The sequence below is a fragment of the Pseudomonas sp. MTM4 genome (genome assembly GCF_019355055.1).
In the GTDB taxonomy this organism is placed as follows: domain Bacteria; phylum Pseudomonadota; class Gammaproteobacteria; order Pseudomonadales; family Pseudomonadaceae; genus Stutzerimonas.
The window spans coordinates 618,699-635,091 of sequence record NZ_CP048411.1 but is presented as its reverse complement, the minus strand read 5'-3'; the positions used below and the strand labels follow the sequence as shown (position 1 = coordinate 635,091).

Sequence of the window (16,393 nt, the reverse complement as noted above, 5' to 3'; positions counted from 1 at the left end):
CGATGATTGTGACCTGCCCGCTCCGCCTCTGCTTGAGAATACGAATGAAAGCTGCGTCGTGCCTTTGTTTCGCCCGGATATTCCCTGCCTTGGCGTCCATCCTGCTGGTGGGCTGCGCGAGCGTAACAGCCGTCCATTTGCCTTCCGTTGATCCGTCCGCAGCGCTGGCGTCCTATCAAGCACAGGTTGACGATCAACCTGCTCTGAGCGATGAACAGACGCCCGTTCGCTGGTGGGAGTTGTTCAATGACACCACGCTGTCGGCAATCGAGTCGGAGCTTGGCCAAAGCCTGGACATCCAGACGGCTGCGCTGCGTGTCGAAGAAGGCCGTGCTCAGCTGGGGTTGGCCGTCGCTCCTCGTTATCCGTCGCTGGCCCTAGGTGCCGGCTACTCACGCTCGGCAATAAGTGAAAACTCGCCGTCGCATCGATTGGGAGCCCCTACAAACGGCCAAGACATGTGGTCGTTGGGCCTGCAAGCCGGCTGGGAGCTCGATCTCTGGGGTTATCTGCGCCACACGCAAGCATCCGCGCAGGCCAGGCTGGACGCGGCTTATTACGGGCAGGATGCCGTCATTACCTCGGTCTCGGCGGACGTAGCACGCAACTATCTGTTGCTACGCGGCGTGCAGGCGCAGGCCTCGTTGGTGGAAAAGAACCTTCGGATCGGACGAGACCTGGTTCGCATGGCCGAAAGCCGTGAGCGTAATGGAGCCGCCACGCGTTTCGATGCTGCCTCGGCGCGTGCCGATGCCGCCGGACTCGAAGCCCGCTTAACCCAGCTGAATCACCAGCGAGATACGCTGATGAACGCGCTGGCGCTACTGCTTGGCAAACCCCCGCGCGAACTGGATGAACGTCTCACCTTTGCCGAATTACCCTCAATGCCGTCACGCCTGCCTATCGGGGTGCCTTCCGAACTGGCTCGTAATCGGCCAGATATCCTGCAGGCAGAAGCTGGGCTGCGAGCAGCAGTGGCGGATATCGACGCGGCAAAGGCCGATTTCTACCCACGTATCGGTCTCACCGGCACACTTGGCGCGCAAGCGTTTGACCTCTCTGATCTGGGTAGCTGGGGATCCAGGCACTATTCGGTAGGCCCCACACTTTACTTGCCGATCTTCGATGGTGGGCGGCTCCATAGCCAGCTGGCCTTGAGTGAAACCCGCCATCGTCTGGCTGGTATCGCCTATCAGCAAGTGGTGCTTCGAGCCTGGCACGAGGTGGACAATGCCCTCGGCGCTTATGCCAGCGAACTGGAGCGGCACGAGCAGCTGCAGCTTGCGTTGGAACAAAGCGAAATAGCCCTGGGCGTAGCACAACGCTCATACCAGGAAGGCTCCGCGGATTTCACGGCCGTACTGGTTGCTCGTCGTAGCCTGCTCGCCAATCAAGCCGAACTAAGCGACTGCGCGACTGCCTCCGCGCTAGCTGTTGTCTCGCTGTATAGAGCCTTGGGTGGAGGCTGGTCAGAACAATGGGCGGGCGAAGCAGCAACGAACGGGGCTTCTTCATGAGCACTGCCGCACCCGCCTCGCCGCAACAGCCTGTGCTCACAGTGCGACTCGCCGTCGGTCTATTGGGGGTGTTGCTGGCAGCGATGGTGGCGGGGCTGAGTGGCCGTGTCCCAGCTTTGGTGCTCGTCGACCTACAAGGCGCGCTAGGGTTTGCCAGAGATGATGCATCCTGGCTCACGACCGCCTATTCGGCAGGCGAGCTGGCGGCGATGCCGTTTGCCGCGTGGTTCGCGATCACGTTCTCGATGCGACGCTTCCACATGACGATGCTCGCCGCAGCGCTGTTGCTGGCTGCTGCCCTGCCGTTCGTTCGCGATCTAAATGTGCTGATTGCCTTGCGCCTTCTTCACGGTATCTGTGCCGGTTCGCTGGTTCCGGTTCTCATGATGGCCGCTCTGCGGTTTCTGCCTACATCCATCCGATTGCACGGTCTGGCGTTATTCGCCATGACAGCCACGCTCTCGCCTAACGTCGCCCTAGGGCTTGCGGCTCTGAGCGTGGATCATTTAGATGATTGGCGTTGGGCCTACTGGCACATGCTGCCGCTGGGGCTGATTGCGATGGGGATGGTCGGCTGGGGAATTCCCAAGATGCCCACAGCGCTGCCGCGTCTGAAGCAGGCAGATTGGTTCGGCCTGTTGCCGGGGGTGCCTGGGTTGATGCTTTTGGTGGTTGGCATCGATCAAGGGGTGCGCTTGGACTGGTTTCAGTCGCCCATCATTGTTGCCGCGATTGGCAGCGGCGCTATTTTCACCAGCCTGTTTTTGATCAGCGAATGGCTCCACCCGGCACCGTTCGTGGGGTTGGCCCTTTTGAAGCGCCGCAATATCTGGCTAGGCTTCATTTCTCTCGCCGGATTGCTGGTCGTCATGTCCTCAGCCGTGAATCTTCCAATCAGCGCATTGGGTAGCCTTCATGACTTTCGGCTGGAGCAAAGCGCAGGACTCGGGCTAGCGGTGGGATTGCCGCAACTGATACTCGGGTCTTGTGTAGCGCTATTGCTGTATCGGCGATGGGTAGACGCACGCCACGTCTTCGCTATCGGGCTGGCCTGCATGTCCGGGGCGTGCTGGCTGGCGTCGGCCATAACGGATGAATGGATGGTGCAGCAGTTCCTATGGCCGACTCTTCTTCATGTCATTGGCCAACCGATGGCGATGGTTGCCATGCTGTTTCTCGTCGTTAGTACGGTGCAGCCGATGGAGGGGCCTTTCCTCGCAGGATTGGTCAACATCGTGCGGGTACTCAGCACAGTCGTGGCCGGAGCGCTCGTTAGCCAGCTGACCGCCATTCGAAGCCGCTTCCATTACGAATCGCTGCGTGACCAGGCAGGTAATCTGCTGCCGCATTGGGCTGGAATAGATCTTCTTCCTGGCGCCCTGACCGAGCAGATTGCAAAGCAGGCCAGTGTGCTTGCTATCGCGGATATATATCGCGCGATTGGGCTGCTGGCGCTCCTGCTGATTCCACTCGTCCTGAAATTTCATTACATCCCTGCACCGGTGGTGCTCCGATTTTCCCCCTCCGCCGCAACCGCCGTTCCGGCTGGTGCGGCCTCCTGAGTTGAGCTGGTACAAATTACATGGCCAATAAACTGCGTTACCAAATCGTGATCGGAATGATCGCCATCGCAACCGTTGCGGGGGCGATTTTTATCCTCAATCGTCCCGAAGCGCATGCATCGTCGCAAAGCACTGACGATGCGTATGTTCGCGCGGATCTGACTGTGATCGTCCCGCAGGTTTCAGGCGTCATCATGGCGGTCACGGTAGATGACAACCAGCAGGTTCAAGCCGGCGACCCCCTGTTGCGCATCGACGATAGAGCGCTGCGCATTGCGTTGGACGCTGCAACGGCCACGATCGCCGGGCTTCAAGCGAAACTGCAACTTCAACAGAGCTTGATCGAGCAAGCACGCGCGGAAGTGGCTGCATCCAGCGCCAAGCTCAAGCTTGCCAAAAGAAATCTCACACGCTCGGCAAACCTGGCCCGTGATGGATCGGGGACCGTGCAAGCACTGGAGCGGGCCGAGGCGGAATGGGCAACACAACGTGCGGCCTATGAGCGGGATCGCGCCGGGCTGCGGTCGGCCGAGCAACGGACGGCGATATTGCAAGCCGACCTGGAAAAGGCCAGGTCTGACAAGGCGGACGCCCGCTTGAAGTTGTCCTACACCAGCATCACCGCCCCGGTTGCGGGCGTCGTTGCCCAGCGCCATGCACGGGTTGGCGGCTATGCGCGCCAAGGCGAGCCGTTACTGACCTTGGTCCCCCTGGATGACATCTACATCGAGGCCAATTTTCGTGAGACCCAGTTAGCCAACGTGGATGTCGGCCAGCCGGTTGATATTGAGATAGACGCGCTACCGGGCGTTCAGCTTAAAGGGCATGTCGAAAGTCTAGGTGCGGCAAGCGGCGCGAGTTTCTCGCTGGTGCCGCCGCACAACGCGACAGGAAACTTCACAAAAATCGTGCAGCGCCTGCCAGTGCGAATCCAGGTGGACTCAGGGCAACAGCAGGCTCGGCGGCTTCGTGTGGGCATGTCTGTGAGACCAAGCGTCCACACCGATGCTGCTTCGGCTCAAGAACCTACGCCTGCCACTGCAGCAGTGCAGGCCGAGTCCAAATAGATCCCGTCGCCATTGTGAGGCTCGTCATGAACGGCTATCAGATAACGTTGTTTACCCAGCAGGATCGCCTGATCGGCAATCTTCCCGCCGGGCAGTGGCTGTTGGAGGAGGCCCGGCGCCTAGGGTTGCGCGGTGCCACTTTAAGCGGGGCCGTGGAGGGACTGGGTCACGACGGCGTCATCCACGCAATCAACCTGTTTGATCTTTCGGATCAACCCGTTCAAGTGACATTGGTCGTTACCGAAGCGGAAGCGGAAATGTTTTTCGAGCATCTAACCCAACAGCGCGTGCATGTGTTCTATGTAAAGGTAGCGGCAGAGTTCGGAACGCTGGGCGAAAGTAATTGAGCGCCGGTGCGGGTTGGTTTTGATAAAAGGCGCATTCCGCGAAGACGGCGACAAACTCTACATCTTCGAACGCTATAGTCAGGCGGCGCGGGTGTTCGTCGACGTCACGTTCGCGCCGTTTGGCGGGCGGTTCCTGGAGCGCGTCAGGATCACCAATCTGACCGTATTCGGCAATGCAGTTGCCGAGATTATCAAGCGTCTGGACCCCTTCAACGCGACGTATCATAAAACCCACACCGGTTTCGACCGGTTCGCCGACTGAGCCGTCGGCAGCAACGGAGGAGAAAAATGAATACTTCCCAGAAGGTGGCCTTGGTCACCGGCGCGACCCGAGGCATCGGCTTCGAGACCGCACGTCAGCTGGCCGAGGCCGGTATCACCGTCCTGCTGGCCGGCCGTGATCCGCAGCGCACAGCTAGCACTGCAGCGTCCCTCGAGGCGGAGGGACTCCCGGTCCAGCCGATTACTCTCGACGTGGCTCGCAGCGAGAGCATCGAGCAGGCGGTCGGCGAGATCCAGTCGCGCTACGGCAAGCTGGACATCCTGGTCAACAATGCCGGCATCATGATCGATGCCGCGGACAAGGCACCGTCTGCGCAGAGCCTCGCCACCTGGCGTGAAACCTTCGACACCAACCTATTTGCCGTGGTGGAGCTGACTCAGGCGCTGTTGCCACTGCTCAAGCAGGCCCCGGCCGCGCGCATCGTCAACCTGTCGAGCCAACTGGGTTCGCTGGGCTGGCACACCGATCCGGGCTCGCCGATCTACGACTTCAAGGCACCGGTGGCCTATAACGCCTCCAAGACCGCCATCAACGCCTGGACAGTTCACCTGGCCTACGAACTGCGCGATACGCCGATCAAGGTCAACGCGGTCCATCCTGGCTACGTTCAGACCGACATGAACGGCGGCGCGGGCGAGATCGACGTCCCCACCGGCGCCAAGAGCAGCGTGGAAATGGCACTGCTCGACGAGCATGGCCCGTCGGGCAGCTTCACCCACCTGGGCAAGACCCTGCCCTGGTAAGCACCCGCGCGGCCGGCAAGCCCGACCCGTGATGCAACGAAAACGGCCGGTATCACACCGGCCGTTTTCATCGTCCCTGCTATCGCTTTAGCCTTACGGCTTCGCCCCCGGCGCGCACATCGCCAGATCGGGCTTCCTGGAACGGATGATCTGGGCGTAAACCTGGGCACTCAGCTTCGGGATCCGCTGCTGGGTATCGAAATCGACATAGACCATGCCGAATCTCGCCCCGTAGCCGAACAGCCACTCCAGATTGTCGTGGCTGGACCAGACATGATAGCCGCGCACATCGGCGCCATCGCGCATTGCCACCGGCATCGCCGCTACGTGGTTGGCGATATAGGCGCAGCGCTTGACGTCCTGGACCTGGCCATCGACCAGCTCATCATCGCCAACGAAACCGGCGCCGTTCTCGGTGATGTACACCGGCGGATTGCCGTACTCGGTGCGGATGCGATCCAGCAACGCCGTGAGCTGGTCGGGCCGGTTCGGACCGTTCTGTGCAGTTTCCACGCCCTCCGGAACGAAGCTCTCCGGACGATACGGACCGGTACCGGTGGTCTGCCGCACGAACAGCGGCGCATAGTAGTTCACACCGAGGTAATCGAACCTGGCCGCTGCCACCGTCGCCGCGTCGTCCGGCTGCACGCCAGTGTCCAGGCCCATCGATTTCGCAGTCCCCAGCACGTCGGACGGATACGTGCCACGGTACATCGCATCCAGGAACCACCGGTTCAACACACCATCGGCCAGTTTCGCCGCCTTCGCGTCCTCGGAGGTCGCGCCCTCGTCGGTCAACACGGGGAACAACAGCACGGCAATCCCCAGTTCACCCTGATAGCCCTTCTCCTCGAATGAGCGTTTGGCCGCAGCCGCCGCCAGCAGGATGTGGTTGAACCTGCGTAAGGAAACACCGAGGTCCGCGGCGTCAGGGATGATCCTCAGTTCACCCAGCTTGCCGGCACGGCGCTCGGCAACCGCGTTCGTGTAGGCGCTCTCGGCCAGCGGTTCGTTGATCAGCACGAAAAGGTCGGCCTTGTCATGGTAGTTGTCAAACACCACCTGCGCGTATTGGTTGAACCACTCGATCGACTTGCGATTGTCCCAGCCACCATTCCTGGCCAGCTCCGCCGGCATGTACCACTGATAGAGCGTTACCATCGGCTCGATGCCCGAAGCTCGCAGATCATCGATGAAGCGGCGGTAATGATTGACTGCCGCTGGATTCACCGCGCCGGTACCATCGGGGATGATCCGCGGCCAGGAGATCGAAAAGCGATAGCTGGTCAACCCCATCTGCTTGAACAGCTGGATGTCCTTCAGGTACTGCTTGCGGTCGTAGAAGCCGATCGCGGCATCTCCGTCGACGCCGGGACCGGACAATTGCTCGTCGTGCAGATAGACATCCCAGACCGACTTGCCTCGTCCACCCGCCTGGGTGGGGCCTTCCACCTGATAGGCGGCCAAGGACGCTCCCCAGCGGAAATCCGTGAATTTTTACGCCATGGCCGGAGCGGCGAAGGGCAGCGCCGCCGCCACTACCGCCAGCCAGGGACCTCTGTTTTCATCACGGCACGTCCTTCTTCCTCTTCAGCACTTCCAGGTCACGATAATCATGCCCGTCTTAATGCAGCTTCAAGCGCGGCACCGTGCCCCGTCCCAGCCTGTCACCGAGCATGCGAAGCAGCATTCGCCGGGTGCCATACAGCGCACGCTGATGCATGCGATACAGCGATACGTAGAACATCCGCGCCAGCCAGCCTTCGACCCTTAAGGTACCCATCCGGTTGCCCATCAGGGTTCCCACCGCACCCGACTTCGACAGCGAAACCAGCGAGCCATAATCCCGGTAGCGATAGGCAGGCAGCGGGGACTTGCCCTGGAGCCGCTTGGCGATCGAAATGGCCAGCAGCTCCGCCTGCTGATGCGCAGCCTGGGCCCTCGGGGGGACGGTACGTCCGTCACTGCCCTCGAGCGGGCAGGCAGCGCAATCGCCCAGCGCAAACACCGCATCGTCCAGCGTCGTCTGCAGTGTCGAACGCACCACCAGCTGGTTGAGGCGGTTGCTCTCCAGCCCGCCGATGCCAGCCATATATTCGGGCACCTTGATGCCGGCCGCCCACACCTTCAGTTGCGCCCGGACGTGTGACCCATCGGCCAGTTGCATGCCTTCGGCATCCACGTGGCGCACCGCCGAACCGCAAAGGACGCGAACACCCATGCGGGTGAGCATCTGCTGCACCAAAGTGCCGACATACTCAGGCAACGCCGGCAGCAGACGTGGCCCCGCCTCGACCAGGGTGACCTGCAGATTGCCGGGCGCGATGTTGTCCAGGCCGTAGGCTGCGAGTTGGGCCGAGGCGTTGCGCAGTTCAGCCGCCAGTTCCACGCCGGTAGCGCCACCGCCGACGATGGCGATCTCCAGCCGGTGCGCCACCTCGCCGCGCGCCTGCGCCCCTACGTACTGGCGCAACATGCGTTGGTGAAAGGCGATCGCCTCGTCCGGGGAATCGAGAAACAGGCAATGGTCCTTTGCGCCCGGGGTGCCGAAATCGTTGGTGCGGCTGCCGACCGCCAGTACCAGCGTGTCATAGGGTAGGCGTCTGCTTTCGGCCAGCACCTCGCCATCGGGCCCGTACAACGGCTCGATCTCGACGTACTTGGCGCTGCGGTCGATACCGCTGAATCGGCCCAGCTGGAACTCGAAATGGTTCCAGCTGGCCTGGGCGAGATAGTTCAGCTCGTCTTCGGATGCGTCCAGCGCACCACAGGCGATTTCATGCAGCAGCGGTTTCCACAGATGCGTCATCCGCATGTCCAGCAGGGTGATTTGCGCCTGCCCTTTCCGCCCCAGCGTGCGGCCCAGGCGCGTAGCCAGCTCCAGGCCACCGGCACCTCCGCCAACGATCACGACTCGATGTGTCATTACCTACTCCAGCTCCATCATGAATACAGAGCCCAGGGCGTTGCTGGCTTCAGGTGAGCTTGGCGCGCCACAGGCGTCGAGACGGGATGGATCCTGACCACGACAAGGTCGTACTGGACGGCCGAGCGCCATTGAGCAGCAAGGCCGGCTCAAGGCCGGAAACGACCGCGGTGCACATCAGCGCACCGCGTTGCAGCCCCCACTGACAGCGTGCTGAGACTCGTCAGGATCCCACCCGCTTAGAACGGGTAGGCCTGACGCGGATCCTCAAGAGTGACCCACTTGATCTCGGTGAACTCGTCGATCACCGCGCGACCGTCAAAGCGACCGTAGCCACTGTTCTTCATGCCGCCATACGGCGCCTGCGGCTCGTTTTGCACGGTGGCACCGTTGACGTGCACGCAACCGGCCTGGATCCGCGAAGCCGCCGCCAGCGCGCGGGTCAGGTTGTTGCTGAACACCGCCGAGGACAGCCCATATTCGGTGTCGTTGGCCACCCGAATCGCTTCCTCGTCACCGTTGACCCGAACGATGGTGGTCACCGGGCCGAAGGTCTCCTCGTCATAGATGATCATGCCTGGCTTAACGTGATCGACGATGGTCGCGGACATCTTCGCGCCGCTGGCCTCGCCTCCGGCCACCACCACAGCGCCCTTGGACACTGCATCCCGCAGCATGTGGTTGAGTCGCTCGCCAGAGCCTGCGTCGATCATCGGGCCGACCACGCAACCCGGTGCCTCACGCGGGTCGGATGCCACCAGGGCCTCGGCGCGCTCGGCGAAACGCCGCACGAACTCGTCGGCAATCGCCTCATCGACAACGAAACGCTCGGTCGACATGCAGATCTGCCCCTGGTACAGGAAGCTGCCGAAAATGGCGGCATTGACCGCTCCTTCCAGATCGGCATCGTCCAGCACCACGAACGGCGCCTTGCCGCCCAGCTCGAGCAGGCAGCGCTTGAGGTGGCGTGCCGAGGTCTCGGCAATGATGCGGCCGACCTTGGTCGAGCCGGTGAAGTTGACCCGGCGCACCGCCGGATGGGCGATCAATGTCTCGGTCACCGCGCCGGCGTCGGCTACGGCCGAGGTGATGAAATTGAGCACGCCGGCCGGCAGACCCGCCTCGATAAAGCACGACGCCAGCAATTCATGGGTGCGCGGGCTGTTCTCGGAGCCCTTGAAGATCACCGGATTGCCACAGGCCAGCGGGTAGGCGATGGCGCGCACGCCGAGCAGGATCGGCCCGTTCCAGGGAACGATGCTCAGCACCACACCCACGGCCTGGCGCAAGGTCATCGACACCGTGCCCGGCTTGTCGGTGGGCAGCGTTTCGCCCTGGATCTGGGTCGTCAGCCCAGCCGCCTCGCGCAACAGCGAGGCCGAGCCCATCACGTTGAAGCCGGCCCACAGTTCGGAAGCACCTACTTCCTTGGCCATCACTTCGCAGAACTCCTTGACCTTGCCTTCCAGCAGGTCCGCTGCCTTCAGCAGAATCGCGCGGCGTGCGGAGGGTCCGCTCGTCGACCAGCTCGCGAAAGCAGCGGCGGACGACTCGGCGATGGCCTTCGCATCCTCTACGGTGGCGGCCGCGCCCGTGCTGATGAGCTCACCACTCAACGGATGACGGCGCTCGAACGTGGCGCCGTTGGATGCCGGACGTGCAGCATTGTCGATGATCAATTGGGTATGCATGTTCAACTCTCTGATCGTGATCGGTTTCGTGCAGCCTGATGGGGCATTACACGGTCTGGGCGAAGCGCAGGACCGGCTTGATGGTGGTGCCGCTCTCGCTGTCGGCCATGGCCTGATTGAGGTCTTCGAAGTCGTAGAACTTCACCAGCCGGTCGAACGGAAAACGCCCCTGGCGGTAGAGCTCGACCAGTTCCGGAATGAAGGTCCGCGAGACCACATCGCCTTGCACGATGCCGATGATGCGGCGACCCGGAATCATCACATCGTTCACATTGAAGGCCACCTCGGTGCCCTCCCGGGTGGCACCAACGATGCCGCATGAGCCCAGCAGGCCGAGGCTGTCGATGGCCTGGCGCAGCACCTCGGCACGGCCACTACATTCCAGGGTGAAATCCGCGCCGCCGCCGGTCAGCTTGCGGACCTCGGCCACCGGGTCGGTCTCGCGGCTGTTGAACGCATGGGTAGCGCCCAGTTCCAGCGCCAGCGCCAGGCGCTCCGGGTTGACGTCGATTGCGATGATCGAGGTGGCACCGGCCACGCGCGCGGCCATGATCGCCGCCAAACCCACCGCGCCAGCACCGAAGGCGACGAAAGAAGAACCCGCACGGACCTTCAGCGCATTGAGGACCGCCCCCGAGCCGGTCTGGATGCCGCAGCCAAGCGGCCCCAGCAGCTCCAGCGGGACGTCCTTGCGGACCTTGACGACGTTCAGTTCGTTGACCACCGAATAAGTGGCAAACGATGACTGCCCGAAGAAGTGGTCGTGTAGCTCACCGCCGTGGGCATCGCATGCCGAGGACGAACCGTCCAGACGACCGCCGCCAAAATTCAACTGACCCATGTTCGCGCAGTGTGCCGGATGGCCGGTGGCGCAGGGAGCGCACAAACCGCAGTAAGCGTAGGTCAGCACCACATGGTCACCCACCGCGACCGTGGTAACCGCAGCTCCGACTCGCTCCACCACGCCCGAGCCTTCGTGACCGAGGATCATCGGCATGGCGGTTTTGTACATCTGGTCCCGTACCACCATGTCGGTATGACAGACGCCGCTGGCAACCATGCGCACCAGCACTTCGTTGGGGCGCGGCTCCTCCAGCGAGGCATCCTCGAAAACCAGAGGTGATTGCGGTTGGCGCAATACGGCGGCGCGAATCGGCTGCCGCGCATGCTCGGCGTGACGGTCCATACACTTCTCCTAAGAAACGGTTTTGCGTTGGATGGCTCGAAGCCATCTAGCCAGTACGGACAGAAAGTCTGCGCGGCAGGCCCTCCCGCGTAAAACACCGTTTGCGTATCCTAAATATCGGTTTGATATATGATCGACGACATCAACGGCCATTGGCCCGCCCGTAACAGATTAAGCGGTATATTTCGATATGGACCTGAAGCGACTTCGCTACTTCGTCACCGTCGCACGGACTCGAAGTTTCATGCGCGCAGCCAAAGCCTTGAACATCTCGCAGCCGCCTTTGAGCCAGCGCATTCAGGAGCTGGAAGTGGAGGTAGGTGCGCCATTGCTCAACCGGGATTCGCGACCGCTTACCCTGACATCCGCCGGTCAGCTGCTATATGACCAGGCGGTAGACATCCTGCGCCGTACCGACGCGATGACCGCTAGCCTGGAGCGAATGCTTGGCAACCGACGCCCGACCTTCACCTTCGGCATCGTCCCGGCGAACTTTCACGGGAATTTCGCTCTGATCATCCGCCAGTTCCGCCAGGCGGTGCCCCTGCTAAGGGTGCGGATCGTCGAAATGGACAGCCATCAGCAGATCGAAGCGCTGCGCGAAGGCCGCATCGATGCCGGAGTAAGTCGAGTAGACATTTCCTCCGACGGAATTCGCTGCATCGTTCTCAAACACGAGCCGATGCTGGCGGCGGTGCCGGCGGACCATCCGCTGGCATCTCGGGACAGCCCGATGCAACTGGCCGAACTCAAGGACGAATCGTTTCTCATTTACGCAAACAACCCGCGACCCAGTCTGGCCGATCACATCCTGTCGCAGCTGGCCGAGCCCCAGATCGTGCTTTCCGACCCGCAGGAAGTAAACCAGTACGACACCGCACTGTTGATGGTGGCAGCCGGCTGTGGGGTATCGATCGTCCCGGCATCGGCGCAACTGGTGCCGATGCCGGGCGTGGCCTACCGCCCCCTGGTTGAATCGATCACCTCGCCGGTCGTCCTCCGACACCGCAGCGATGACGCCTCAGCGGAAATGCAAGCGCTCTTCTTCGTCATTGGACGATTCCTGTCCGAACGCGGCCATGAAGTCCCCGCCGAGCTCAGGCAGGACGGTCTGGAGCCCGTGTAACCATTGCTCCGGCCAGGGCCATGCGGCTTGTCCAGATTTTTCGAAGCACGACAGCAGGTGCTATACCGAAGCCTCGGAAGTGGGTAACCGTCGTCCGGTGATTTCGAAGGGAAGTCTGTTCTGGCCAGCGCGCCCGCGGCTCAATTCTCCAGGAAGCTGCGCAGGTCACTGGTGAATTTGACCGGGTTCTTGAACATCAGGAAATGATCGCCCTGCTCTGCCTTGCTGTAGACGAACAGCTGCGACTGCGGCAGCGTTTTGTGCATCCAGCGCTGACTCGGCAGGTTGTTGCTGTACTCGCCCGAGAAGATTGCTACCGGGACGTCGATCTTGTGTTGGATTACATCGCGCCAGTCGTTGACGATGTGGTTGAACAACACCCGACCCACTGCCTTCGGATCGTTCTTGATGAAGTGCTGTGAAAAGCTTGCAGAATTCTCGTAATAGGGCGAATCCATCAGCGGCGCACGCTCCCACGGCACCAGGTCGGTGACCAGGGCGTTCAGCGGCTTGCCACCGGTGAAGCCATCAACCATACGCTCGGGAGATGTGGTGGTGCCGCCCGCATCCAGACGTTCCTGTTCGGACCAGTCCACGTGCGAATAGATCGAGACCGGCTCGTCGACGAAGACCGCCTTGTCTATCCGGGAGGTGCCGAACAGATCGATGTAGCCCCACAGCACCGAGGCACCCATTGACCAGCCCGCGTAGTTGGCCTTCTCCAGCTTGAGATGATCGGACAACTCCTTCAGGTCCATCGAGAAGCGCGAGATCCGGCCACCGTGCTCCACGCGCTGGGACAAGCCCTGGTTGCGCGGATCCATTACGTAGACGTGATAATGCCGACTGAGCAGATACATCACATTGATGTATTCGGCGCCATTGGCCGACCAGCCCGGAATGAACACCAACGGCTCGCCCTCGCCGGCCTCCCAATAGGAAATCCTGACGTCGTCAGAGGTAGTGAATGAATCGATTTGCAACCCATGGAAGTCCGAGAGCTTGGCAGGCAAACCTTCGATTTTGTTGGGGAAGTTATAGTCTCGGCCAAGCACCTGGAGCGCCGGTTCGGCCAAAGCACTGCCGGCCAGCGCCAGACCGACAGCGCATACGGTTGCGAGCATGGAAGTACGCATGGAAGGTTCCTCTGGACTTTAACGGGCAGTAGGCTCGTTTGAAGCTACTTTGAATCTGGACGCGCCCTGCGTGGAGCAAGACACTGTTTTCTCATAACCACAAAATGCGGTCGCAATCAGGCTGCGTAGAAACATAGTTAACACCGGAGACGCAGTACCCGTTTTCCGGGCGCGGAATACAAAAAAGCCGCTCATGTTTCAAGCGGCAGAGGGAACGTTTTCAAATGTGGCGTCACGCATCGATCATCGAAACGCAACCAGCTGAGATTAGCTGTCCTTGTATTTCTCTGACGTCATCGTAGCGTGGGCCCGATGTGAGTCGGTAGAGGGCTGACGGGCAACGGCCCGCTCAGCGGCGGCGCTATTAGCCTGGTCAAGTATTGAGGAAAAATGAGCGACGAATGCAGGCGATTCTTCAGCAAAGGAAACGGGCGACAGTATCAGGGCGCAAGCGGCAAGCGCTGCTGCTGAGAGAGTATTGCGGTTCATATGAGTTACCTCTTGGTGCGCTGTAGCATGGAACATAGGGCAAGCTTAAGACGCACCTCGAATTGCAAATAGGCAGCTACGGATGAAGCACCTTTACGTCGCACGCAACAACAGTTACGGCTCGCGATTGTGCCTAGCGGCACGCCCCCGTTCGTCTCGCTTGAATGCGTGCTTCGACGCATTTGCTTGACACCGTGATAGCCCAGAGGGTGTGGGACACACCGACGCTACGTTCTGGCGCTCCAGCTTCATCCATTGGCATGAAGCCAAAACACATTCACCTTCGCGCTCAGGCTCGACATGCGGGCCTGACCACGCGCCACAGAGAGTAAGAACACAATGGACATGCTGCACGCGATGAGGGCGTTTGTACGGGTCGCCGACGCTGGTAGTTTCACTGCCGCGGCGCTGCAGTCCGATACGTCGACCGCTCAGGTCTCGCGATTGGTGTCGGAGTTGGAGAATCATCTTCAAGCACGTCTTCTGCACCGAACGACCCGGCGACTGGCATTGACCGAAGCGGGAGAGCGCTTTCTGCAGCAATGCCGAGCGATTCTCGATCAGGTTGAACAGGCACGAGCCGAAGCAGGAGGTGCGCACCTGGTTCCCAAAGGCCACCTACGGGTGCACTCGACCATTGGCCTTGGCATTCAGCTGTTAGCGACACTCGCCGGCCGTTACAGCGAGATTTATCCCGATGTAAACCTGGAGCTACTACTATCACAGCGCAAGCCCGATCCGCTTGAGGACAACCTCGATGTGATCATCACCCTCGTGCGCGAGCTGCCTGATTCCGAGCTGATCGCGCAACAACTGGGCACAGTGCTCCATGTGGTCTGCGCATCGCCCATCTACCTCAAGCAACATGGCGCGCCGCAGACACTGGCCGATCTTGAGAATCATAGATGCCTGCGCCTCGCAGATCCGGTGTTCAGCGATAGCTGGAACTTCATTGTCAATGATGCGGAGCAGCCAGTTTGGCCTGGCAACACCTTCAAAGTGAACGTGGCAGAGGCAATGAGCAGCGCCGCCGAGGCGGGAATGGGCATTTGTATGCTGCCTGATTATGTGGCTGTCCCTGCGCTACAACGCGGTTCATTGGTGCGACTGCTACCGCACGACCAGCTGCAGGAAAAATATATCTATGCGCTCTACCCTTCGCGGCGATTCCTCGACGCGAAGGTGAAAACCTGGGTGGACTTCCTCAAGCAGGAACTACCGCAAGCCTTTCAGGGCTACCACGAGGTGCTGCAAAACCACGTGTACTGGGCCTAAGCATTCTTACGGTTTCGGTAAGACTTCCTCTCGCTAGCCGCTATTTTTTCCGCCCCCCGCCAAATTTTACTATTTGTTTCAGAGATATGACGCGGTTGATTTCAATCCCGCGACCTGTCGTTCGATTGATTGCTCTTTTAGATCGTCGGCACGTGTCTCTTTCGGCTGCCTCCCTCGTTGGCAGCCTGTTTTATTCCGAGCGCACGCCAGAAACCTCTGGCGTGCCTCAACTTACGAAGAGGTCACCATGAAAAAACTTATCTGGATTGCCAGTTTGTCTCTGTTCGCACAACTGGCCACTGCCGCACCACAAGCTACGCCGTACCACTATGGCGACGATCTCGACATCGCTAAGGTCATTTCCGTGAATGTGCCCAACGGTGGATGTTCAGTGGTTGAAGCCACGATGACCTATCTTGATTCTCGCGGCGAGACCCATGTAATGACTTACCTGCGCCAGGGCGCTGACTGCAACGACTACTAGATATCACCTCCTTTCTCTAGCACCACCGCCGGTAAATATGGCAACCGAGCGCTGGCAGGATGACCACAACCTGGACAGCTTCAGCTTGGTAACGGACCGGTCCCGCTGGTTGGGTTAGATGTTTGCAACCGACTACCGCGACGCAGCAGTTACCCTTGTCATTTCGTAGCGTGCAACGCGGCGTTCGCGCCTTGTGGTCGGCGGGTTCGTTGGGCACGCGGCCGGATGGAACTGGCTGCGCCTGCAGGCAACCCATCGATAAGGATAGTCTGACTGTGGCACGCCAAGAGTGGATGGTCGTGACTGGAAACGGATGCTGCCAGCGGTCCGCCCTAAAAGGGCGTGCTTACCGTTCGCTGTTTGAGCTTTAGAGAAATCCCTTTCTCCCTCTTCTCAATTACTAGTTCATCCCCCAAAGCCCAACCAAGCTTCTCAAGTAGCTCGGATGGAAGCTCAACGATAACGTCTCCGCTGCCGTCTTCTGGATCTTGGCAGACAACACGCCAGCTATCAGGTGTGTCTATAACGGTACGGTCATCACAGAAGCTGCAAGGCACGGGC

General features: G+C 60.6%; 14 protein-coding genes and 1 pseudogene. 9 read left to right on the top strand and 6 right to left on the bottom strand.

Annotated features, from left to right (window positions below; all coding sequences use genetic code 11):
* Nucleotides 1-44: 44 nt before the first annotated feature.
* Genes GYM54_RS02890 through GYM54_RS02865 form a run of 6 tightly spaced genes read left to right on the top strand, consistent with a single transcriptional unit; the run spans nucleotide 45 to nucleotide 5,519 of the window.
* Nucleotides 45-1,517: an efflux transporter outer membrane subunit gene (locus tag GYM54_RS02890; protein ID WP_197445006.1), complete on the top strand. Its 1,473-nt coding sequence runs from the start codon at nucleotides 45-47 to the stop codon at nucleotides 1,515-1,517.
* Nucleotides 1,514-3,079: an MFS transporter gene (locus tag GYM54_RS02885; protein WP_197445005.1), complete on the top strand. Its 1,566-nt coding sequence runs from the start codon at nucleotides 1,514-1,516 to the stop codon at nucleotides 3,077-3,079. The genes GYM54_RS02890 and GYM54_RS02885 overlap by 4 nt, the downstream gene beginning before the upstream one ends.
* 20 nt (nucleotides 3,080-3,099) lie before the next feature.
* Complete coding sequence (locus GYM54_RS02880) at nucleotides 3,100-4,146, top strand: HlyD family secretion protein (RefSeq protein ID WP_197445004.1); 1,047 nt, start codon at nucleotides 3,100-3,102, stop codon at nucleotides 4,144-4,146.
* Between the two features lie 26 nt (nucleotides 4,147-4,172).
* Nucleotides 4,173-4,493 (top strand): DUF190 domain-containing protein, encoded by a 321-nt coding sequence (locus GYM54_RS02875; protein WP_197445003.1) that lies wholly within the window; start codon nucleotides 4,173-4,175, stop codon nucleotides 4,491-4,493.
* Between the two features lie 13 nt (nucleotides 4,494-4,506).
* Nucleotides 4,507-4,755 carry a hypothetical protein gene (locus GYM54_RS02870; protein ID WP_197445002.1) on the top strand — a complete coding sequence of 83 codons (249 nt, stop codon included), beginning with the start codon at nucleotides 4,507-4,509 and terminating at the stop codon, nucleotides 4,753-4,755.
* Nucleotides 4,756-4,781: 26 nt separating this feature from the next.
* On the top strand, nucleotides 4,782-5,519 hold the full coding sequence (locus GYM54_RS02865) for an SDR family oxidoreductase (protein ID WP_197445001.1): 738 nt from the start codon (nucleotides 4,782-4,784) through the stop codon (nucleotides 5,517-5,519).
* Between the two features lie 93 nt (nucleotides 5,520-5,612).
* Here the strand turns inward: GYM54_RS02865 and GYM54_RS02860 are convergent.
* From GYM54_RS02860 to GYM54_RS02845, 4 genes and pseudogenes are all read right to left on the bottom strand, one after another.
* Nucleotides 5,613-6,995, bottom strand: a pseudogene (locus GYM54_RS02860) (glycoside hydrolase family 1 protein); the annotation flags it as partial.
* A 148-nt stretch (nucleotides 6,996-7,143) separates the two neighbouring features.
* Nucleotides 7,144-8,445: an NAD(P)/FAD-dependent oxidoreductase gene (locus GYM54_RS02855; protein ID WP_197444999.1), complete on the bottom strand. Its 1,302-nt coding sequence runs from the start codon at nucleotides 8,443-8,445 to the stop codon at nucleotides 7,144-7,146.
* A gap of 239 nt (nucleotides 8,446-8,684) precedes the next feature.
* The gene (locus GYM54_RS02850) at nucleotides 8,685-10,136 is read right to left on the bottom strand and encodes an aldehyde dehydrogenase (RefSeq protein WP_197444998.1); all 1,452 of its coding nucleotides are present in this window, start codon (nucleotides 10,134-10,136) and stop codon (nucleotides 8,685-8,687) included.
* Nucleotides 10,137-10,182: 46 nt separating this feature from the next.
* Nucleotides 10,183-11,322: an NAD(P)-dependent alcohol dehydrogenase gene (locus GYM54_RS02845; protein ID WP_197444997.1), complete on the bottom strand. Its 1,140-nt coding sequence runs from the start codon at nucleotides 11,320-11,322 to the stop codon at nucleotides 10,183-10,185.
* A 190-nt stretch (nucleotides 11,323-11,512) separates the two neighbouring features.
* Between GYM54_RS02845 and GYM54_RS02840 the strand changes: the two genes are divergently transcribed.
* On the top strand, nucleotides 11,513-12,448 hold the full coding sequence (locus GYM54_RS02840; RefSeq protein WP_197444996.1) for a LysR family transcriptional regulator: 936 nt from the start codon (nucleotides 11,513-11,515) through the stop codon (nucleotides 12,446-12,448).
* A gap of 140 nt (nucleotides 12,449-12,588) precedes the next feature.
* Here the strand turns inward: GYM54_RS02840 and GYM54_RS02835 are convergent, their stop codons facing one another.
* A complete protein-coding gene (locus GYM54_RS02835; protein ID WP_231752166.1) occupies nucleotides 12,589-13,584 on the bottom strand; it encodes an alpha/beta fold hydrolase in 996 nt (331 codons plus the stop codon).
* Nucleotides 13,585-14,412: 828 nt separating this feature from the next.
* Between GYM54_RS02835 and GYM54_RS02830 the strand changes: the two genes are divergently transcribed.
* Together GYM54_RS02830 and GYM54_RS02825 are read left to right on the top strand one after the other, a co-directional pair.
* Nucleotides 14,413-15,348 carry a LysR family transcriptional regulator gene (locus GYM54_RS02830; RefSeq protein ID WP_197444995.1) on the top strand — a complete coding sequence of 312 codons (936 nt, stop codon included), beginning with the start codon at nucleotides 14,413-14,415 and terminating at the stop codon, nucleotides 15,346-15,348.
* A 247-nt stretch (nucleotides 15,349-15,595) separates the two neighbouring features.
* Nucleotides 15,596-15,832, top strand: a complete 237-nt coding sequence (locus tag GYM54_RS02825) for a DUF2790 domain-containing protein (protein ID WP_197444994.1) — start codon at nucleotides 15,596-15,598, stop codon at nucleotides 15,830-15,832.
* 332 nt (nucleotides 15,833-16,164) lie between these two features.
* On the opposite strand, the gene GYM54_RS21680 is transcribed toward GYM54_RS02825, so the two are convergent.
* The gene (locus GYM54_RS21680; RefSeq protein WP_231752179.1) at nucleotides 16,165-16,356 is read right to left on the bottom strand and encodes an AbrB/MazE/SpoVT family DNA-binding domain-containing protein; all 192 of its coding nucleotides are present in this window, start codon (nucleotides 16,354-16,356) and stop codon (nucleotides 16,165-16,167) included.
* Nucleotides 16,357-16,393: the final 37 nt, after the last annotated feature.